At 36.5% G+C, this 20,132-nt stretch carries 20 protein-coding genes; 7 read left to right on the forward strand and 13 right to left on the reverse strand.

The genetic code is table 11. The annotated features are described in order from the left end of the window. Positions 1–177 precede the first annotated feature (177 nt). The 6 genes from DFR57_RS03885 to DFR57_RS03910 all read right to left on the reverse strand — a co-directional run bounded on the left by DFR57_RS03885 (position 178) and on the right by DFR57_RS03910 (position 6,041). A complete protein-coding gene (locus tag DFR57_RS03885; protein WP_114351853.1) occupies positions 178–597 on the reverse strand; it encodes a TIGR03826 family flagellar region protein in 420 nt (139 codons plus the stop codon). Between the two features lie 72 nt (positions 598–669). Then, positions 670–1,374 carry a ComFC family protein gene (locus tag DFR57_RS03890; protein ID WP_114351854.1) on the reverse strand — a complete coding sequence of 235 codons (705 nt, stop codon included), beginning with the start codon at positions 1,372–1,374 and terminating at the stop codon, positions 670–672. Continuing rightward, entirely contained in the window at positions 1,371–2,786 is a 1,416-nt protein-coding gene (locus tag DFR57_RS03895) for an ATP-dependent helicase ComFA (RefSeq protein WP_114351855.1), read from the reverse strand. The genes DFR57_RS03890 and DFR57_RS03895 overlap by 4 nt, the downstream gene beginning before the upstream one ends. 62 nt (positions 2,787–2,848) lie before the next feature. Beyond that, a complete protein-coding gene (locus DFR57_RS03900; RefSeq protein ID WP_114351856.1) occupies positions 2,849–3,694 on the reverse strand; it encodes a DegV family protein in 846 nt (281 codons plus the stop codon). A gap of 350 nt (positions 3,695–4,044) precedes the next feature. After that, complete coding sequence (locus tag DFR57_RS03905) at positions 4,045–4,746, reverse strand: response regulator (RefSeq protein ID WP_114351857.1); 702 nt, start codon at positions 4,744–4,746, stop codon at positions 4,045–4,047. Positions 4,747–4,898: 152 nt separating this feature from the next. Beyond that, positions 4,899–6,041, reverse strand: coding sequence for a sensor histidine kinase (locus DFR57_RS03910; protein WP_114351858.1), 1,143 nt, complete (start codon positions 6,039–6,041; stop codon positions 4,899–4,901). A gap of 212 nt (positions 6,042–6,253) precedes the next feature. Between DFR57_RS03910 and DFR57_RS03915 the strand changes: the two genes are divergently transcribed. Then, positions 6,254–6,886, forward strand: coding sequence for a YigZ family protein (locus DFR57_RS03915; RefSeq protein WP_114351859.1), 633 nt, complete (start codon positions 6,254–6,256; stop codon positions 6,884–6,886). 87 nt (positions 6,887–6,973) lie between these two features. Here DFR57_RS03915 and DFR57_RS18205 read toward each other — a convergent pair whose 3' ends face one another. From DFR57_RS18205 to DFR57_RS03925, 3 genes are all read right to left on the reverse strand, one after another. Then, positions 6,974–7,111, reverse strand: a complete 138-nt coding sequence (locus DFR57_RS18205) for a hypothetical protein (protein WP_170132900.1) — start codon at positions 7,109–7,111, stop codon at positions 6,974–6,976. Positions 7,112–7,175: 64 nt separating this feature from the next. Further along, complete coding sequence (locus DFR57_RS03920) at positions 7,176–7,676, reverse strand: VanZ family protein (protein ID WP_245937383.1); 501 nt, start codon at positions 7,674–7,676, stop codon at positions 7,176–7,178. A gap of 214 nt (positions 7,677–7,890) precedes the next feature. Further along, positions 7,891–8,217, reverse strand: a complete 327-nt coding sequence (locus tag DFR57_RS03925; protein ID WP_114351860.1) for a helix-turn-helix domain-containing protein — start codon at positions 8,215–8,217, stop codon at positions 7,891–7,893. Positions 8,218–8,557: 340 nt separating this feature from the next. Between DFR57_RS03925 and DFR57_RS03930 the strand changes: the two genes are divergently transcribed. Then, positions 8,558–9,148, forward strand: coding sequence for a class D sortase (locus DFR57_RS03930; RefSeq protein ID WP_114351861.1), 591 nt, complete (start codon positions 8,558–8,560; stop codon positions 9,146–9,148). A gap of 214 nt (positions 9,149–9,362) precedes the next feature. Further along, complete coding sequence (locus tag DFR57_RS03935; RefSeq protein WP_114351862.1) at positions 9,363–11,390, forward strand: penicillin-binding transpeptidase domain-containing protein; 2,028 nt, start codon at positions 9,363–9,365, stop codon at positions 11,388–11,390. Positions 11,391–11,781: 391 nt separating this feature from the next. Here the strand turns inward: DFR57_RS03935 and DFR57_RS03940 are convergent, their stop codons facing one another. The 3 genes from DFR57_RS03940 to DFR57_RS03950 all read right to left on the reverse strand — a co-directional run bounded on the left by DFR57_RS03940 (position 11,782) and on the right by DFR57_RS03950 (position 14,331). Beyond that, a complete protein-coding gene (locus DFR57_RS03940) occupies positions 11,782–12,780 on the reverse strand; it encodes a Gfo/Idh/MocA family protein (protein WP_114351863.1) in 999 nt (332 codons plus the stop codon). A gap of 49 nt (positions 12,781–12,829) precedes the next feature. After that, on the reverse strand, positions 12,830–13,621 hold the full coding sequence (locus DFR57_RS03945) for an SDR family oxidoreductase (RefSeq protein WP_114351864.1): 792 nt from the start codon (positions 13,619–13,621) through the stop codon (positions 12,830–12,832). 266 nt (positions 13,622–13,887) lie between these two features. Next, positions 13,888–14,331, reverse strand: coding sequence for an IDEAL domain-containing protein (locus DFR57_RS03950; RefSeq protein ID WP_114351865.1), 444 nt, complete (start codon positions 14,329–14,331; stop codon positions 13,888–13,890). A gap of 283 nt (positions 14,332–14,614) precedes the next feature. Here DFR57_RS03950 and DFR57_RS03955 point away from each other — a divergent pair, with 283 nt between their 5' ends. Continuing rightward, the gene (locus tag DFR57_RS03955; protein WP_114351866.1) at positions 14,615–15,688 is read left to right on the forward strand and encodes an FUSC family protein; all 1,074 of its coding nucleotides are present in this window, start codon (positions 14,615–14,617) and stop codon (positions 15,686–15,688) included. Positions 15,689–15,733: 45 nt separating this feature from the next. Here DFR57_RS03955 and DFR57_RS03960 read toward each other — a convergent pair whose 3' ends face one another. Continuing rightward, positions 15,734–17,485: a methyl-accepting chemotaxis protein gene (locus tag DFR57_RS03960; RefSeq protein ID WP_114352108.1), complete on the reverse strand. Its 1,752-nt coding sequence runs from the start codon at positions 17,483–17,485 to the stop codon at positions 15,734–15,736. 239 nt (positions 17,486–17,724) lie between these two features. On the opposite strand from DFR57_RS03960, the gene pxpB reads away from it, so the two are divergent. The 3 genes from pxpB to DFR57_RS03975 are packed head-to-tail and all read left to right on the forward strand — an operon-like array spanning position 17,725 to position 20,122. Next, positions 17,725–18,423, forward strand: a complete 699-nt coding sequence (gene pxpB / locus DFR57_RS03965) for a 5-oxoprolinase subunit PxpB (RefSeq protein WP_170132901.1) — start codon at positions 17,725–17,727, stop codon at positions 18,421–18,423. Continuing rightward, on the forward strand, positions 18,420–19,382 hold the full coding sequence (locus DFR57_RS03970) for a 5-oxoprolinase subunit C family protein (RefSeq protein WP_114351868.1): 963 nt from the start codon (positions 18,420–18,422) through the stop codon (positions 19,380–19,382). Before pxpB ends, DFR57_RS03970 begins: the two co-directional genes overlap by 4 nt. 2 nt (positions 19,383–19,384) lie before the next feature. Continuing rightward, the gene (locus tag DFR57_RS03975; RefSeq protein ID WP_114351869.1) at positions 19,385–20,122 is read left to right on the forward strand and encodes a 5-oxoprolinase subunit PxpA; all 738 of its coding nucleotides are present in this window, start codon (positions 19,385–19,387) and stop codon (positions 20,120–20,122) included. Positions 20,123–20,132: the final 10 nt, after the last annotated feature.

Consider the following 20,132-nt stretch of genomic DNA (forward strand, 5'->3'; position numbering starts at 1 on the left):
AACCACCTCTTTCCTTTCATTCGCACCTTTATTCTACTATTTATATCGACCATTGTATAACAATGTTAAATAATATTTCGAAAATAGGAAAAAAGGACCTTAATCCATGCAAAAAAGTATTCAACTATTAAAATGGTGCCAGGCACTAATTTAAGATGTCGAATACTTTTTTAAACTTTAGTCTTTTTTCATTGAAAAATATGTTCTTGCTTTTTTATTTTCTTCTGTTTCGTTTCTCTGTTTGATTTTTTCTAATTCAGCTTCGTGTTGTAGATCTGTATTGAATTTACTCGCGCAATTAGAACAAATCTTACCTTCTTGTATCGGGTCACCGCACTGTTCACATTTGTAATTAAGATTAGGAAATTGCGATGGACGCAAACGCTTTTCTTTTACAAACTTCATAATAAGATCCTCTTCTACTCCAGTCTCTTCTATGATTTGTGCAATTTTCGCCTCGCGATTTTTACGAATTTTCAAATAGTTATAAACGATTCGAAATGCTTTATCTTCTTCTTTGATACAATCCGGGCACACTGAACTAGTGGTTTTCACAAATAATTTATCACATCGTGCACAGTTATCAAGCTCCCCCATACTAGACACCTCTTTTTGTCGTATTTTGATTTCATTATAGCATATTCTTCCTGATTGAATAGACCTTTTTCTCTATCTCGCTAGAGTAAAACTGGTCACTTTTGGACAACCACTTTCTAATAAAATCTTTGTTGCATGACGAATAGTCATTCCGGTTGTGTAAATATCATCGATGAGTATAACAGGTTTACTTTGCTGCTTTTTTATTGTAAATGGATTATCTCTTGCCAAGCGCTTTTTTCTAGTCATTTTAGATTGTTTACTAGCTTCCTCGCTCTTTCTGGTTAAGGCATGCACCACTTCAACTTGAATATTTTTATTAATTAACAACGCCAGCGCTTCAGCCTGGTTAAATGCTCGTTCGATTAATCTGTCATTACTTAATGGAATAGGAACTAACGTTAAACTCTCTTCCTTTTTATAAAAAAAGGTTTCAAAAGCATGCAGTAATTCCTCTTGAAAACATTCTATTAACTGGTAATCCCCACGATATTTCCATGTTGTAATAACCTCACGCATGAAAGGTTGAAAAGGATAAACAGAATGGTTCGTAATTGGCACACGTTTCCACTGAGGATCTTGCTGCCATTTTAAACAATCCGCACAAAATCCCTCTTCAGTCATTTCTCTTCCACAGCCTTCGCAAAGGGGAGCAGCTAATATAGGTAATTTTTCTTTGCATTCTGAGCATATGATTGCTTCTTTTACTGGTAGGAGTAAGTTGGTCCAGGTGACTTGTGGCACGATCCGCTCATAACAAATTAGACAATGGCTCATAAATTTCTTCCTTTCTTATTCATCGTTTTTATTTGCTTGATGGCTGATACTAGAGCTTCTGTTCTTCCTTGATGTAAAAATAAAACTTCACCAGTAGGATCATCTGGACTTCTTCCCGCTCTTCCTGCGATTTGCACGAGAGCAGCTTCATCAAAAACAGCATGCCCTGCATCCATCACCACGACATCTACAGATGGAAATGTTACGCCTCTTTCGAGAATGGTGGTAGTTAAAATAATGTCAATTTCATGATTTCTGTATGCATCAATTTTTTCTTTTCGTTCCGCGTCTTCTGCGTGAACGGATTCTATTTTCTTGTTTGGATACATTGCCTGAATTTTTGGTAGGAGTTTTGTTGTGAGAGATATCGTTGGCAGAAATAGGAGAATTTGTCTTGTTTGATTCCGTCGATTTTTATACCAATTTTTAAATACTGAAGGAAGGGTCGATTTCTGCAGGGTATAAGATAGGCGGAATATATATTTTTCTTTTGGAATTGGGAGTGGGTGTCCATGAAAGCGAACCGGTACAAAGACAGCCTCTAGCTTGCCTGTTTGAATCAACATTTGCTCTCTCTTTCGTGGTGTTGCGGTTAAAAATATTTGTGAGCCTTCTTTTTTAAGTGCTCGGTTAGCTAAATAGTGGAGATTTTCATCATTATGGAATGGAAATGCATCGATCTCATCAATGATGATTACATCAAAAGCATTCGAGTACCTGATTAATTGATGGGTTGTAGCAATAGTGAGTTGGCTAATTCCTGTTTTTTCTTTAGTAGCACCATAAAGTGCTTCTATTTCTGTATTTTTAAATGCCTGTCTAAACCGCGGGAATAACTCTCGTACTACATCGGCCCTAGGAGTTGCGAGGCACACGCGTTTATTTTTGGAAATTGCCAAAGTTATTCCTGCAAAGAGCATTTCTGTTTTTCCTGCGCCACAAACTGCCCAACATAAAAGTTTCTTATCCTTACTATCCATTACTTCTGAAATACGATCGGCAGCTTTTTGTTGAGCTTTTGTTAAATTACCTTTCCATGTGCATGGTTCAGATTGATGGGTCCATTTTGGTTGTACCCCTGCCCAAAAATACAGTTTTTCACATGCAAGTACACGACCCGTTTGAAGGCAGTTACGACAATAGACGTGCGTTTGATGACACCTGTTACATGGAATAATTCCAAGTAAATGTTTCTTATTATTTCCGCAGCGATTGCAAGTTGGACGGCTCTTTGGCTGATCGATGGCGTCTAGTGTTTGTAGCTGTGATAAATAGGGTTCTTTTAAGTTTTGGGGTAGTTCTTCTTTTAATAAGAGTTTTCCTGATAGATATTGAACGATGGGGTCTTCTCGAAGTGAGGAATGATTTAATGGAAGAATTTTTTCAGGAGGAACAGAGGATTTTTTTGACATGTTTTTACTCCTTTTTAAATTGAAATAGATAATAGCACGACGGGAAGATCGCCGTGCTTATTTTATAACTTGTACCAGCCAAGACCAATTGCACCTTCTCCAAGATGTGTTCCAATTACAGGACCGAAATAACTAATTGAGATTTCTGCATTGGGATATTTCTCACTTAATTCTTGTTGGAGTGCAGTAGCTACTTCTTCACGATTGGCATGAATTAAGGTGGCTTTTAACTTATCACCTGTCTCTGCATCTTCTTCAAACAATTGAAATAAGCGCTTTATTGCTCTTTTCTGCGTTCTAATTTTTTCATACGGTACAATTTTTGTATTTTCAAAATGCAAAAGTGGCTTTACTTGAAGCATACTACCAACAAGCGCCTGAGCACTGTTTAGTCGTCCACCCCGATGTAAATTTGTTAAATCATCAACCATAAAATAGGCTCGCATTGATTTTTTCATTTCTTCTAATCGTTGAAGGATTTCCGATACTTGCTTGCCTTCATTTGCCATATCTACTGCTTCTAGAACATAAAAGCCTTGCACCATACAGCTAATTTCAGAGTCAAAAACATGGACCTTAATATCATCAACAAGGGTAGAAGCACTTACAGCAGACTGATAGGTACCACTTATTCCACTTGATAACGTGACAATAATAACATCATCATATTCCTTTGAAAGTTCTTCTAATTTTTTTGTGATAATTCCTATGGATGGCTGACTCGTTTTTGGTAAATTTTTTGATTCTCTAACTTTCTCATAGAAAGAATCCGTCGTAAGATCTGTTTCTTCTTGAAAAGACTCAGCACCAAATACGACATTTAAAGGAACCATGTTTATATGTTTAGCTTCCCTAACTTCTTTGGGTATATAAGCAGTACTATCTGTGATGACCGCGACTTTCCTCATTTAATCGTACCTTTCCTATTTTTATTTCAGACATTTCCTCTATTTTACCTAATAATGATGGACTTGCATAGTATCGGAATAAATAAAAGTACTCTTGGTTTCTTTTTACCTACAGTAACCAAACCTATATTTTAAATCTAAATTTTTTTAGTATTAATATTACACTTCAAGCAAATAATACGAAAAAAACACTTCTATTCAGCGGGAAATGCTTCAGATTATCCTTTAACACATCATTATTTCTTCTACTTGGTACGTTAAATTTCAACTAAGTCGATAAGACTTCAGTGTTAAAAATTTACTACCGTATAAAAAAAACCCCGTTCTAAAACGGAGTCTTTTTTAGTATTTTATAAGATTTCTACCCAACCATTTTTTATTGCTGTAACTACTGCTTGAGTACGGTCTTTTACGCTCATTTTTTGTAAGATACTACTCACATGGTTTTTAACTGTCTTTTCACTAATATAAAGGGTATCTGATATGCCCTTGTTACTTTTTCCTTCAGCAAGTAACTGTAGTACTTGACACTCTCTTCTTGTTAAAAGATGTAGTGGTTTTCTGTGTTCAATATTTTTTAGTTTAGCTACCGTGCTTCCAGACCCCATTCCGCCTTCTTCATCAGTAATTAAACGACGATATTCTTGTACTAGGTTGTGCGTAACTTTTGGATGAAGATAAGAACCACCTTCAGAAACAACCGTTATTGCTTCAATTAGTGCATCCGCATCCATTTCTTTTAAAAGATAGCCTTGCGCACCTGATTTTAGAGCATGAGTCACGTAATTTTCATCATCATGAATTGATAAGATAATCACCTTCAACTCTGGAAATTTTTCTAATAGTTCAGCAGTTGCTTCCACACCATTTAGCTCTGGCATATTAATGTCCATTAACACTAGGTCTGGATTATGCTCCGTTACAAGATCTACTGCAACTGAGCCATCATCGCCCTCGGCTACAACATTAAAGTCATCTTCAAACTCAATGATTCTTTTGACACCTTCTCGAAATAATTTGTGATCATCAATTAATACAATATTTGTTGACATTTTAAAATCCTCCCATTTAATATATATCCCGCTAATCTATCGTTGTCAATACCCTTTTACATTCTCTGTGTAAGATGTCGCATGTCCTTTGTTCTACCTTAGCATTCTTTCTAAGAATAATGATTGTTATCCCTATTATACAGAATATTTTTTCATTTGTATTCTTTTAACGGCATTCGTATTGTTATTTTTGTACCATACCCAACTTTTGAATCAATTAAAAGGCTACCGTCTAGCATTTCCACTCGTTCTTGCATACCAATTAAACCGAATGATTTTTCTTTTTTACTATCCGGATTAAAGCCTTTTCCATTATCAACGATGCATAAGGTAACTCGAGTATCTGTAAGCTCTAAACGCACCTTTATATGCGTAGCTTCTGCATGTTTAATAGCATTTTGGATTGATTCCTGCATTAAACGAAATAATGCAACTTCATAATTACTGGATAATCGTTTATCTGGTCCATGATAAACAAACTCGATATCAAGGTCACTATAATCCTCTGTTGTCATGATGTACTTTTTTATAGTGGGAACCAATCCTAAATCATCAAGCGCCATTGGACGTAAATCGTAAATGATTCTTCTGACCTCTTGCAGAGAAGTTCGTATCATAGAGCGCACGCTCTTCATTTCTTCGACTGCTTGCTCCACACTCCGCTCTCGGTATGTCTTTCCTACTAAATCAGACCGCAATAGGATATTAGCAAGCATTTGTGCAGGGCCATCATGAATTTCTCTCGAAAGACGTCTTCGTTCTTCTTCCTGTGCTTCAATAATTTTGAGCCCAAAAGCTTGTTTTTCCTGTGCATTTTGAATTAGAGTACTGACCTCTTTAAAATCCTCATTTAAATAATTTAGTACCACAGAAATTTTCCCAACCAGACCTTCAGCACGCTCTACCGTATGTTCAATTGCTTTTAGTCTTCGCTCGATCTCGTCACGCCGTTCACGGAGTCTAACCTCTTTTTCTCTTTTCATCGCTAATTCAGTTTGTAGTTGATGTGCTTGGTCGTATACTTCTCGAATTCTGACTTCCGAATACATTGTGAAATTCTTACTTACTTCTGATAGTTTTGTTCTTGATAGACGAGACTTGCGCTCGAGCTCGTCACCCTCTTCAATAATCTGCACAACACTTTCTTTTAAATCGTCTAATTCTTGTTTTAAAGCCTCGTATTCTGTACGGGACTCTTCACCCATTTTAAAAATTTCGTCCTTGCTATTTTTTACGGTATCGATCATTTCTTCAATAACGCGATCTAAATCATGCTCATTTCTTTTCAATTGCATCAGATCCTTTTTCCCCTTGTTAAAATGGTTCTAGTTAATCATTCGATTGATCTAGTTCTTTTTAAGGGGGTACTTTTATAATATTTTCTCATCTTTGTAAAATAGCATGGTTAATCTCACTTTTTCTCCTTTTATTATAATACAATTTTATCTACATATCCATTTGCCCATAAACGAATCCCTCGCTATACTTAGCATGAGGAGGTTACATTATGCTCGAATCATATTTTACTGTGAAAAGTTTTGGAGAAGATGAACAAGTCATACAGAAGTCACGATTCATTGGATATGTGAAGCGTGTTGAATCAGAAGAAGAAGCAAAAGCTTTTATCCAAGAAATAAAGAAAAAACATGCAGACGCGAATCATAATTGTTCCGCTTATATGATTGGTGAACATGACCAGATTCAAAAAGCAAATGATGACGGAGAGCCTAGTGGTACAGCTGGCGTTCCAATATTAGAGGTTTTAAAGAAACGAGAATTAAAAGATACAGTAGTGGTGATCACGAGGTACTTTGGTGGCGTGAAATTAGGTGCGGGGGGATTAATAAGAGCCTATGCTAGTACAACCACACTAGCTTTAAATACTACTGGTATTGTGAATCGCATACTCATGAAAGAGTTTAAAATAACTGCTGATTATAGCTTGTTAGGAAAGCTAGAGAACGCTTTAATACAATCTCCATATTTATTGGAAAAAATTGATTATTTGGAGCAAGTAACACTTTATGTATTTGCTGAAAATAACCAACAGGAAATATTTTACAATTGGGTTATTGATATATCGAGTGATCAGGTTAAAGTTATGGAAGGCGAATTACTTTACATGGAAATAGCTGCCTAGATCAAATTAATTGGATTTTTATCTATTTCCCGGGAAATAGGTTATCGAAAAAGGTAGGCGCCACCAGTTATTGGCAGCACCTACCTTCTATTTTCTAATTATCTGCATTTCTTTAATTTCATGAATTAATCTATTTACAAAATCTTTTGAAGTATTTATTTGATTATTCTCCGTCTGGAGGACCATTTTTTCCAAAATCGTTTTATAAAGCTCTTGCTCGGACAATTCCTCACCCCTTTGTAAGAAGATACGATATTTTATGTATGTCTAGTATAATATGTTCATTTAGCTATTTCTGCCTGATGCTTTTGATTTTTTTAAAGCTGATTATTACTAAAACGGCTATTAATCCCCCAAAGGTATCTAGTAACACATCACCAAAATAAGGTGTTCTATTCGGGGTTAATCCTTGATGCCATTCATCTAACCCAGCGTAAATAACGGTAAAAATAAAGGCATAAAGCATAAGCTTGGCCCAATTTTTTTGAGATGTTTGTTTCATTGCATAATAAAATAATAGTGTTAGAACAAAAAAGACCGTAACGTGTGCGCCTTTTCGAATGAAAAATTCGACGATCCCCTTTACACCCAAAGCCTCTAAACTAACTTCCGTATTATGATACGTGAAGTTCATCTTATTAAGTACTGGTTCTAAAAAAGCTAAATTTATGTATTCATCCATAAATGGCTTTATATCTTGTTTTTGATAGGGTTGATCTGAAGAATAAAATATCAGTCCCATCCATCCTATTGGGTATAACCACACAAGTAATCTCTTCATTTGTTCCATAATTTCACTTCAAATCCTTCACTGTTTTAAATTATACACTATATCTGTCGTTTATTGGAAGAGTAAAAGGTAAATCCATCCATAATTTATTGTTTTTGCTAGCTCACTTTCTTAGATAACAGTTATTTATAATAGTTTTTACAAAACAAAAAGAAAGAAAGCCTAATGGCCAAAATTTCGCCACTAGGCTATTACAATGTTAAATCGTATTTGTTCAATTGTTTTGCTTCCATTTATTAAAATCTAGAAACTCTTTAAATTGATCCTTTGAAATACCAGAATTCATGGCATCTTGTGCAAGTTCTAGCCAATCCTCATCTAGTTGATTGCGAATATCTTTTTCACTTTCGCTCATTAATAATTCGTTTACAGATGCATCTAGTACTTTCCCAACCTTCTCAATGAATTGAATCGAAGGATTAGACTGTAAATTTCGCTCAATTGAACTTAAATAGGATTTTGCTACACCTGCTTGCTCTGCTAACTCTGATAAAGACATTCTTTTTTCTTGTCGGAGCTTTTTAATTTTATCCCCAATCAAAGCAATTCACCTACTTTCCACCACACGAAAGTTATTATACCACATAATCATAAAATTGTTCTATATAAAGCATTAAAAATGTCGAAATTCATGAAAAAATCTTTTGATAAGACTTTTATACCAGTGTTATCAATGATCTATTTCAATTTATTAGTTCTTTAAATAGAATATAACATGAGTACTTGTCCAATATCAACGAATTTTTATGATTATTTTCTTTTTTTAAGTTAAATTAGTCGAATGAAGTCGAAAACTTATTTTAAAGAACTTAAATAGGAGGATGCAAGCGTATTATTTTCACTGTATAATAGAGACAGAATGTAAATAAAGGAGAAAGTATATGAAGAAGCTCGCCATATTATTTATGCTGGTCGGAATAAGCTTGTTAGCAGTTGGTGGCTATCAATTTATCAAGACACAAGCATCAGAAAAAGAAGCCATGACTGATGCAAAACAACTTCTAGAAACAAGTAGGACTGAAAAAACTTCAGATGCTGAGCGCTTAAAAGCTGCCGAAGAATTTCTTCCGGACATGGGAGAAGCTGTTGGTATTTTAGAGATCCCCTCTTTAGAAGCTGAACTTCCTATTGTGGAAGGAACAGATCCAGATGATTTAGAAAAAGGTGTGGGCCATTATAAAGGGTCCGCTTATCCGAAGCAAAATGATCAAATTGTATTATCCGGGCATCGCGATACCGTGTTCAGAAAACTGGGCGATGTGAAAATTGGGGATCGTTTCGTTGTAAAGCTTCCTCATGGTGATTATGAATATGAAATGGTAGATTCTAAAATCGTTGATGCGGACGATACGTCGATTATTAAATCAACTGCACCGGATGAAGAATTAGTGATAACAACATGTTACCCATTTTCCTATGTTGGTAATGCTCCTGATCGTTATATTATTTATGCACAACCTGTGACTCCTTGATACGCATAGCAGCAATTGCTAATGCGTATTTTTTTCAAGGTGGGAAGTTCTGCCTCATTGATAAGCATGAGAGCACGTACAGAGACCTTTTAAAAAAGGACTTCCTCAAAAAAACGGTAGGAAACTATTTTTTCAATAAACATATGAATCATAAAAAAAATAAATCTATGGTAAAATTCAACTATATCTATTATAAAAGGTGGGGGTCAATTCCATGAAGAAATTTGGAGTCATTTTCCTATTATTTAGTGCTTTTTTAGTTGCCTGTTCTGATGAAGAGGAAGAAGTGCAGCCTGAGGAGCGGTTAGAGGAATATGTAGCATTATGGAATGAAGAAAATTTTGGAGAAATGCATACAAGGGTTATCGATACACCAAAGGAAAAATTTGTGGATCGATATCAGAAAATATATGAGGATATAGAAGCAGAAGATCTTTCTGTTACGTTTGAGGTACCTGAGCCGGTCGAAGGTGAGGAGGAAAGCGAAGAGGAAGAAGAAAGTACGGAAGAGACTTTTCCTATCAGCGTTTCCATGGAGTCACTGGCAGGACCAATAGAGTTTGATAGTGAAATCACCATGGTTAAAGAAGAACCAGAAACTGAAGATGGTGAAGTGGATTGGAAGGTATCATGGAGTCCAGCACTAATTTTTCCGGAGTTGCAAGATGCTACTACCGAGATTGACTTTGAAAACACAGAACCGGTTAGAGGACAAATATTTGACCGAAATCGTAAAGGCTTAGCTGTTAATGAAAGTATTTATGAGCTAGGTGTCGTTCCAGAACGATTCGAGAATGAAGACGCGGAAAAAGAAGAAATTGCTGAAGCTATCGGGGTTTCCGTTGATGAAATCGAATCTGCTATGAGTGCAAGTTGGGTTCAACCAAGTTACTTTGTGCCTTTAAAAGTTGTACCCGGATTGGAGAAAGATAATATTGATGATGCAGTAGAATCAATTACACCTTTGACCTATCAAACTACCACGGGACGGATATACCCACTTGCTGAAGCAGCGGGCCACCTTGTAGGATATGCAGCAAAAATTAATGCTGAAAAATTAGAAGAGGTGGACCAATCCCGTTATACCGATCAGGATGTGATTGGTTACCGTGGGTTAGAGCAGCTATATGAAGATCGTTTAAAAGGGGAACGCGGTATTAAAATTATCGCTGTGACAGAAGAAAATGAAAAAACGACAATTGCAGAAAAAGAAGTACAAAATGGTGAAAATATTACGTTAACAATTGATATTGAGGTGCAACAGCAGCTTTTTAATGAAATGAGTGGCGACGCTGGAACTGCTGCTGCTATCAACCCAAAAACTGGTGAAACGCTTGCCTTAGTTAGTGCCCCAGCATTTGATCCAAATGCTTTCATTTACGGACTCAGTAACTCGCAGTGGCAAGAATGGCAGGAGGATGAACAAAATCCAATGCTTAATCGATTTGCTGCTACCTTTTCACCAGGTTCAGTCATTAAACCTGTTACGAGTGCAATTGGTCTTGAGAGCGGCTCAATTGATCCAAGTGAAGGGTTAGAAATAAATGGTCTTACCTGGCAAAAGGATGGTTGGGGAAATTATAGTGTCACGCGTGTTTCTGAATCAAGTGGACCTGTTGATTTAATGGACGCGCTCGTTCGTTCCGACAACATCTATTTCGCTCAGCAAGCTTTATCGATGGGAGAAGATGTGTTGGTTGAAGGACTAAAAGAATTTGGTTTTGAAGAGGAATTTCCTTTTACCTATCCAATCGAATCTAGCACCCTCTCAAACAACGGTGCGCTTGATCGAGAAGTACTCTTAGCAGACACGAGTTATGGCCAAGGGGAGATGGAAATGAGTGCTTTACACTTGGCAATGACATATACTCCTATTATCAACCAAGGTGATTTAATGCAACCTATTTTAGAGATGGATGAAGAAAGCGGTCAGGTATGGAAAGAAGATATCTTATCTGCTGAGCATGTGGATTTTTTAGCAGGAGCGCTAAGCAATGTTGTAACGGACGGGACTGCTAGAACTGCTAATCGAGAAAGTGTCGTTATTTCAGGTAAAACTGGGACAGCGGAATTAAAGCAATCCCAAGCTGATGAGAGCGGCCAAGAAAATGGTTGGTTTGTCGGTTATCCTGATGATCAAGAAATTTTAATCAGTATGATGATTGAAAAAATTCAAGATCAAGACAATGGAAGTGGCTACGTGGCAAATAAAGTAGCCAACGTCATCGAAAATTTAAGATAAAATATATAGGGAGAGCACACATCTTTTGGATGTGTGCTCTTGGTTCATTCTTGGGGGGAATTATGATTTGTTCTCGACTTTCACGATTTGTTCTCGACTTTCACGATTTGTTCTCGACTTTCACGATTTGTTCTCGACTTTCACGATTTGTTCTCGACTTTCATGATTTGTTCTCGACTTTCATGATTTGTTCTCGACTTTCATGATTTGTTCTCGACTTTCGCGATTTGTTCTCGACTTTCATGATTTGTTCTCGACTTTCGCGATTTGTTCTCGACTTTCGCGATTTGCTTGCATTGGAAGTCTAGCAAAATTGGAACATCTAACAACTCCGCCGGACCACAAAAAAGAGCCTCCGACAATGTTTGTCTGAGACTCACTTATTATTAATTTAACCTAATTTAACTGGGTCACCTGATTTGATACTTGTTAATACTGCATCTACTACTTCCATTTGAGCTTGCATTTTTTCAACGGAATAATATAGCTCGCGGTCATATAAAATTGCATCTGCAAAATCTTCAATCATTAAAGCGTATTGATCACCTGGCACATTATACTCGGTTTCTTCTCCGTTTTCTTTTACGACAGTAATTTTACCTGCCATATCTTCATTAATGTCAGGTCGATATGCGGCGGAAACGACAATTTTACCAGCGGAACCAATCACTTCATAGCTTTGTCTTGCCATGATATCAAAGCTTGCATTAAATGATGCTTGAATGCCGTCCTTAAACGAAAGAACCCCTGCAGTAGTCGTATCGACACCAAATGTAGAATCAATACGAGCATTTGCATATACCTTCACTGGTTCTTCATTTAAAATATTTCGAATCGTATGAAGCGTGTAGCAACCTACGTCGTATATTGCTCCGCCACCTAGGTCAGCATTCAAGCGAATATTCTCTCCATCATCTAGGAAGAATGAAAAGCTAGCATCCATATATGAAATATCGCCAATCTCGCCTGCTTCAATTAATTCTTTTACCTTAAGATGCTGTGGATGGAATTGATACATAAATGCCTCCATAAAGTAGACATCGTGTTTTTTTGTTACTTCCACCATTTCTGCTAACTCTTCTTTATTTAAAGCGACTGGCTTTTCACATAAAATATGCTTGCCATGCTCAGCTGCTTTTCTAACCCACTCTTTATGTAAGCTATTTGGAAGAGGGATGTACACTGCATCGATTTCTTGATCTTGCAGTAAAGCCTCGTATGTATCATAAGAAGTTTTAATACCTAATTCTTTAGCCGCTTCATTCGCTTTATCTGCATGACGACTAGCAATCGCTACTACTTCTGCATTTTCAGCACGCCCAATTGCTGGTATGACCTGCTCTTTTCCAATTTGTGCTGTGCTTAATACTCCAATTTTTAACTTTTTCATTTTGTGTACACCTATCCTTTCAAATTTTAAAGACGATTAACATCTCTTTCTATAGTGCTTTAACAGCTCCACCATCAACTAATAATGTTTGGCCGGTAACATAACTATTTGCTTCTGAAGCCAGAAAAACGATTGGCCGTGCAAAATCAGCCGGCTCCCCTAGCCTACCCGCTGGAATTGTGTTTGCAATATTGCTAAAAATATCATCCACACTCTCACCAGTTTCAGCAGATCTCTTTTCATTTAACTGAATAATTCTATCTGTTTTTATGGTTCCTGGTCCAACAGTATTGATGAAAATATTATCTGCCGCAAACTCCTGAGCTAAGGTTTTTGATAGACCTACAATCGCTGGACGAAAGGTGTTTGATAGCAGCAAATGGTCCAATGATTGCTTAACTGAGCTTGAAGTAATTGTAACTATTCGGCCAAATTGTTGTTTTTTCATATATGGTGTTACTTCACGCACTAACCGTATCACACTCAGTAAGATTGATTCGAAAGCATCCTGCCAGTCTCCATCATCAAATTTCTCAAAATCACCAGCTGGAGGTCCACCTGTATTATTGATACAAACATCAACCGTTCCATTCCATTCAATCGCAGTTTGCACTAAATTTTTGATATCGTTTACTTTTTTTACATCACAAACGATACCACGCACGTGATTGTTTCCAGTAATTCTTTTAATCTCTTCTGCACTTGCTTCAATCGATTTTTGTGTTCTGCTTGCAAGTAGTACATGTGCACCTTCCTTTGCAAACGCAAGTGCCGTCGCCTTACCTAAACCTTTACTAGCAGCGGTAACAATGACCGATTTTCCGTTTAAGCCAAGATCCAAAGTAGCAACTCCCTTCTTCCCTATACTTCTATTTTATCTAGAAAGCGCCTCAACTAGCAAGCTTTAGCATGTTTCATTTTGTGAAAGTTCAGAATAATCATTTTTTCTAAAAAAGAATTATTTCAAATTAAGTTTTCGCCTTAATAAAAGTGTATCACTCATCTTTATTTTCCCAATATATAAACTACGCACAAACTTAACATTTCTTTCCACACGAAAAAGCAGAAACCAATGGATTCTGCTTTTTCGTATGAATAAGAAATGCGTTACATTTCGATTAGCTTGTTGGAATAAAACATAAACGCTTTCTGGTCTTTATTAATAAGTGCTTGATCGATTAGACGTTTAATATTTTCATGTTCTAGTGCATAAATCACTTCATCTATTGCTGGATTCGAGGTTGTGTTTGGTTCTTCAGTTAAATGTGGTCTTAGAATATTAGCTAGGTGCTCCTGGAAATCCTCTACTTGAATTAATTCTGCTAAAGAAATTCGATTAAAGCTTTTTCCTTTTTGAAAAACAAATACTGCCTCTTCGTTTTCAATTTTTTGCGTCTCACGGTTAAATCGGATTTCTCTAGCCTCAAGTGGTACAAAATGGTACACCCCGCCATCTAAGACTAAGGAAAAATATTGATAAGCTAACACAACCCTGATGTATTTTCCTTCTTCTTTCACATAATACGGCTTAAACATTTTAATAGAAACCATCCTCGTCACCTCCCTAGAATTACGACCACAATTTATGATCGTCACCCTTTTATCTATAGTGTATGCTATCAATAAAAGTTAGTTATCCATTATTGTACAATATTTTAAATAAATTTGATAGCGTTTACATTTTATTTTTAAAAATTTATTTAAATTCCTAGTCTATTAGGTTAATTAACTTGAAAAAATCATACAAACTTCAATATTCGATTGTTTTAACCTGTGGTTTATATGTATACTAGAACTATTCGTGCTATACATATAGTAAAAGGATGATCTATAGATGAAATGGACAACTTGGCCTTTTCGGTTAGTCGGTAGACGTGTGATAAAAACCGCCTTAGCCGTATTTCTGACTTCTCTTATATGCCTATGGCTTGGCTGGCCTCCAGTTTTTGCAGTTATTACAGCTATTGTAACTATTGAACCAACTGTTTCAGATTCCATTAAAAAAGGATTGGTTCGATTCCCAGCTTCTGCGATTGGTTCACTCTATGCAGTTTTCTTTATCTACTTATTTGGGGATTCACCAATTACATATACGCTTGCAGCCTTTTTTACGATTGTAACCTGCTTTCGGTTAAATCTACACGATGGTCTACTTGTAGCTACCTTGACCTCTGTTGCTATGATTGAGGTTATTCACACAAATTTTCTATTGTCATTTCTAATTCGACTAGGGACTACAACAATCGGTTTATCCGTCTCAACCCTAGTTAACATGTTTATACTGCCACCAAATTACACAAAAACGATTTTAAATAATATTCATAGTATGCTGAAGCAGACAGGTGAAGAATTAGAGATGATTATGAAGCAAATGCTTGAAAATCAACAAACTGACAAAGTAAAAGATGAAATTCAACACCGGTTTTATTCACTTAAAAAGGCATTAGATCAAACAGAAGTATTATTAACTTTTCAATCTGATGAAGCAAAATACCACCGGATTGATGCTGAAACTACAAGAATGATTGAAAGAGAAACTGCTCAGTTAAAAGATTTACGGCTTATTCATTACCATATTGGAAATTTAGTAAACACACCGGTTAACGCGGTTTGTTGGAATAATAAAGAATGTAGAAATATTGTTAAGATGGTAACTACACTAACCGATGTAATGAAGTATCCGAATCATTTTACAGTTGAAAAGCACCGAGAACAGGTTACCGCACTCATGGAACAATTTTGGAATAGTAACCAACCTGCTCCAGTAAAGGAAAATGAAGAAAAGCCAAGATTCTTTACACCTGAAATTATAATTTTGTATGAGCTATTATCGATATATCAAATTGTGGAAGACATTATTGAAAAAGAAAATTTATCTACTACTAAAAAAAAGGTGCGCCCCTCATAAGGGAACGCACCTTTTTTGGTTTCAAAAATATCTGAAGTTACTATTTTAAAGCTTGAACTTTTTCACTAAACCATTTAGTTCTTCTGAAAGTTTAGCTAATTGCTCTGCATTATCAGATACTTCTTCCATAGAACTACTTGCTTGTTCAGCTGAAGCCGATGTTTCTTCCACTCCTGCTGCTGACTCCTCAGAAATAGAGGCAATTTCTTCCACAGATGTATGGATTTCCTGACTACTCGTTGAAATATCTGCTAAATTACCCGTTACTGTTTGGATACTTGTAACCATATCTTGCACCGCGCCATTGATTTTCTTAAATGTTTCCCCTGTTTCCTCAATTTGTGCTGTACCTTCTTCTACTTCCTGATATCCACCTTTAAGAGATTCTGATACGGCGGACGACTCAGATTGAATATTTTTTACGATACCAGTAATATCTGTAACAGAGCTTGCTACTTGTTCCGCTAACTTTCTTACTTCATCTGCCACCACTGCGAATCCTCGACCATGTTCACCTGCTCTTGCTGATTCTATCGCAGCATTCAAGGCAAGTAAATTAGTCTGTTCTGCTATGTCCTTAATGACAGATACAAGCTTTGATATTTCTTTTGACTGAACGTCTAATCCTTCAACTTTTCCAACAGCATCTTTTACAATGGTGTTCACTCTACCCATTTGTGAAATGGAACCTTGCATCATTTCCTGGCCTTCTTTTGTCATATCTAGCACATTTTGAGATGCACCATGAATAATTTGTCCATTATCGTTTGCTTCTTTAACTTTCCCAGAAAAATCGCTCATTTTAGAGGCTACATCCCCTGCATGATTTGCCTGTGTTTCCGTTCCAGAAGCTAATTCCTGCATCGTAGAGGCAATTTGTTCATTTCCAGACTTAACTTCCGATGATGACTGTGTTAACTCTTCACTTTGAGCACTAACTGTATCGGATACATTGGCAACACGTCCAATAATATCACGAAGGTTTTCAGCCATTTTATTAACGGAGCTAGAAAGCTGACCAATTTCATCTTTTGATTCATATTCCAGTCGTTCTGTTCTAAGGTCACCATCAGCAACTTGGTTACTAACCGCTACCACCTTACTCAAGTTACTCGACACACTTCTCGTTGTATATATGATCAAAATTAAACTAACAATAACAGAAATAATAATAGCAATACCCTGCGCAACTAACATTGCGGTTTGTCCTGTTTCGACCTGATCATACGCACTATCCCTTTGGCTATTCACCAAAAGTCTCAGTTCCTCTAATGCATTAACCGCATCAATTTGTGTTTGGTTCGCATCATTTCCTAGCATTTCTGCTACGCCATTTTCACCCTGACCAATCATAGATATGATTTCATTAAACTGTCGATTCAATTGATCATCGAGTTTCACTACTAAATCGAATAATGCTTGTTCCTCAGCAGTGTCCATTTTATCTTCTAAGCTCATTTCTAGTACTTCTAATGCTTCTTTCCTTTCATTATATTCATCCGTATAAATTGCCTCTGGTTCTTGTATATATCTAAATACTCTTATTGCTTTCGCCCTAACTAATGAACCCATCTCAGCTACGTCAATCGCTCGATCTGCCCTACGATCCATTGCTTCAATATTTTCATTACTTTTATCCATAAATAAATAGACGATGATAGAAGAAATAATAAACAAGCCTATTACAACACCTAAAATCAGGCCATACTTGGAACCAATTCTTAAGTTTCTAAACTTAAAGCCTTTTGAACGTTTCACTCGATCGGATTCTTTTGATTTTGATCGTTTGAAGGACATTTTTTTCATTTGGTTTCCCCCTACATTTCACATTTTAACTAGTCATAAATATTCATAAAACACTTCCTATATATGTATGAATACGTTTCCTTGAATCTATTCTATCATTACTTCTAAGGAAAATCTATATAATTTTATAGGAAATTAGTCCTTTTCAGTAGATTGTCATTCTTTTTATATTTCACATACAAGCTATCTTTCGTTACAATGAAGAAAATGTACCGAACGGAAGTGATTGTTTGAAAATACTAGAGTTAACCTCAGTTGCCGAAGACGCCATTCGAATAGAGTTTGAACCGAGTGATATACAAGCTTTTAATCAGCAAATCATCCTATGGAAAGATGTGCTCACAAAAAAATTATCTCCTATTGTAACAGACGTTGTAATGGGCTATAGAACACTTACTATTTATTTCAACCCTCTTCAAATAAGTCATACAAAGGTCACACAAAAAATAAACGACGCTATAAATAAATCTTCTACTTACAAGACCCCCTCTCGTCTTGTTAAGATCCCTGTATGCTATGACATAGAATACGGAATCGATCTAGAAGAAGTAGCAGCTTATCACAAGCTTTCCTTAGATAACATAATAGAGAAGCATTCAAATTCAACCTACTTCGTAAATTTCCTAGGTTTCTCACCAGGCTTTCCGTTTTTAAGTGGGATGAGTAAACACTTGGCAACTCCTAGAATGGAAACACCGAGAAGAAAAGTACCTGCAGGTTCTGTTGCTATTGCAGGAGATCAAACAGGAATATACCCAAGTAGCTCACCTGGAGGATGGAATATAATCGGAAGAACGAATGTCGAATTATTAACTTTAACTAAAAAGGAGCCCTCTCTTCTTTTACCAGGAGATCACTTACAATTTTATCCGATTAGTAAAGAGGACTTCGACCGAAGAAAAAGTAAAGTAGAGGTGATTTCCAAATGAGTTTGACTGTAATAGAAGATGGGCTCTACACCTCAATACAAGATGTTGGACGAACAGGCTATCAAGCATATGGTTTTTCTAAAAGTGGTCCCATGGATTACTTTTCTATGCAGCTTGCAAACTATATTGTCCAAAATAAACCGAATGATGCAGTACTAGAGATGAGTTTAATTGGGCCTACACTTTATGCTGATACGGATTGTGTGATCGCAGTGACTGGTGCTGATATGCAAGCAGAAATAAATGAAAAAGGTATTCAATTGGGTAAGGCAATAACGTTAAGGGCTGGTGACACCTTAAAATTTAAGGCTGCTAAATTCGGCGTTTATAGTTATTTAGCAGTACAAGGTGGAATATTGGTAAATAACATATTAGGAAGCAAGGCACTCGTTGTTCGTACAAATAATAAAGGAATTCAATTTAGAAGATTGAAGACGGGTGACACCCTGAACATAGCTACTACTTCTGAATATGCTACATCATCCTGGTATGTAGCTACTGATATTTTTCATTATGTTAGAAAAAAGCAACCAATTATTCACTATATGAGAGGACCACAAGCCGACTGGTTTGACAAACAAGCCCTATTACAATTAGAGTCGCAACCATGGACGATCTCTAATAACTCTAATCGAATGGGATATCGATTAGAAGGGGAAAAACTGAATAGTATTAACAAAGCGCAGCTTCATACAGAAGGCACTTCATTTGGTGCTATTCAAGTACCTGCTAACGGTAAACCCATCGTACTGATGGCAGACGCACAACCGACAGGAGGGTATCCAAAAATCGGCCAAATCATTAAAACTGATCTAAAAATCCTCGCTCAACTAAGGCCAGGTGAATCATTTAGATTAAAAGAAATAAGTTTAGAAGAGGCTATTAATTTTTATAAAAAAGAGCAAGAAAAACTAGTTAAGTTAAAACACTTTATCGATCTGAAGTGGAAGGAGGCGTAGTCTTGAATTCAATTGATCTTAATTGTGACTTAGGCGAAGGGATTGGAAAAGATGCGGAAATTATTCCGTACGTAAGTTCAGTGAATATTGCTTGTGGTTTTCATGCAGGTGATTCCTTAATGATGCATAAGACAGTCAAGCTAGCAAAGGAACATGGTGTTAAAATTGGCGCCCACCCTAGCTTTCAAGATATAGAGGGCTTTGGGAGACGAAACATCCAAATTTTGCCTAGTGAAGCATATGCCATAACGGTATATCAAATTGGAGCACTACTCGGTTTTGTGAAGGCGAATGATGCAACCCTTCATCACGTGAAACCACATGGAGCACTTTATAATATGGCGAGTCGTGATAAGGATCTTGCAGATGCAATAGCAAAAGCGATATTTGATGTGGATCCAGACCTAGTGCTTTATGGATTAGCTGGTAGTGAACTGATTAGAGCGGGGGAGAAAGTTGGACTTAGCGTTTATCATGAAGTATTTGCAGATAGAACGTATCAAAATGATGGCAGTTTAACACCAAGAACAGAGCAAGATGCAGTCATTCATGATGTGGATGATGCTATCGAACAAGTTCTTGCCATTGTTGACCGAGAGGAAATAACGGCAATTGATGGCTCTTTGCTCCCTATTAAAGCAAATACCGTCTGTATTCATGGCGATACAGAAGAAGCAGTTGCTTTTGCACAACAGCTTACACGAGAACTAAAGCTTTTAGGAATAATGTTAGATAAATGATAAAGTCACC

Origin of the sequence: Saliterribacillus persicus (assembly GCF_003337485.1) — a bacterium.
In the GTDB taxonomy this organism is placed as follows: domain Bacteria; phylum Bacillota; class Bacilli; order Bacillales; family Amphibacillaceae; genus Saliterribacillus; species Saliterribacillus persicus.

Excerpts from the sequence above, each read along its gene's own strand:
- DFR57_RS03885 (WP_114351853.1), bottom strand. The coding sequence starts at position 597 with ATGGGGGAGCTTGATAACTGTGCACGATGTGATAAATTATTTGTGAAA.
- DFR57_RS03890 (WP_114351854.1), bottom strand. The coding sequence starts at position 1,374 with ATGAGCCATTGTCTAATTTGTTATGAGCGGATCGTGCCACAAGTCACC.
- DFR57_RS03895 (WP_114351855.1), bottom strand. The coding sequence starts at position 2,786 with ATGTCAAAAAAATCCTCTGTTCCTCCTGAAAAAATTCTTCCATTAAAT.
- DFR57_RS03900 (WP_114351856.1), bottom strand. The coding sequence starts at position 3,694 with ATGAGGAAAGTCGCGGTCATCACAGATAGTACTGCTTATATACCCAAA.
- DFR57_RS03905 (WP_114351857.1), bottom strand. The coding sequence starts at position 4,746 with ATGTCAACAAATATTGTATTAATTGATGATCACAAATTATTTCGAGAA.
- DFR57_RS03910 (WP_114351858.1), bottom strand. The coding sequence starts at position 6,041 with ATGCAATTGAAAAGAAATGAGCATGATTTAGATCGCGTTATTGAAGAA.
- DFR57_RS03915 (WP_114351859.1), top strand. The coding sequence starts at position 6,254 with ATGCTCGAATCATATTTTACTGTGAAAAGTTTTGGAGAAGATGAACAA.
- DFR57_RS03920 (WP_245937383.1), bottom strand. The coding sequence starts at position 7,676 with ATGGAACAAATGAAGAGATTACTTGTGTGGTTATACCCAATAGGATGG.
- DFR57_RS03930 (WP_114351861.1), top strand. The coding sequence starts at position 8,558 with ATGAAGAAGCTCGCCATATTATTTATGCTGGTCGGAATAAGCTTGTTA.
- DFR57_RS03935 (WP_114351862.1), top strand. The coding sequence starts at position 9,363 with ATGAAGAAATTTGGAGTCATTTTCCTATTATTTAGTGCTTTTTTAGTT.
- DFR57_RS03940 (WP_114351863.1), bottom strand. The coding sequence starts at position 12,780 with ATGAAAAAGTTAAAAATTGGAGTATTAAGCACAGCACAAATTGGAAAA.
- DFR57_RS03950 (WP_114351865.1), bottom strand. The coding sequence starts at position 14,331 with ATGGTTTCTATTAAAATGTTTAAGCCGTATTATGTGAAAGAAGAAGGA.
- DFR57_RS03955 (WP_114351866.1), top strand. The coding sequence starts at position 14,615 with ATGAAATGGACAACTTGGCCTTTTCGGTTAGTCGGTAGACGTGTGATA.
- DFR57_RS03960 (WP_114352108.1), bottom strand. The coding sequence starts at position 17,485 with ATGTCCTTCAAACGATCAAAATCAAAAGAATCCGATCGAGTGAAACGT.
- DFR57_RS03970 (WP_114351868.1), top strand. The coding sequence starts at position 18,420 with ATGAGTTTGACTGTAATAGAAGATGGGCTCTACACCTCAATACAAGAT.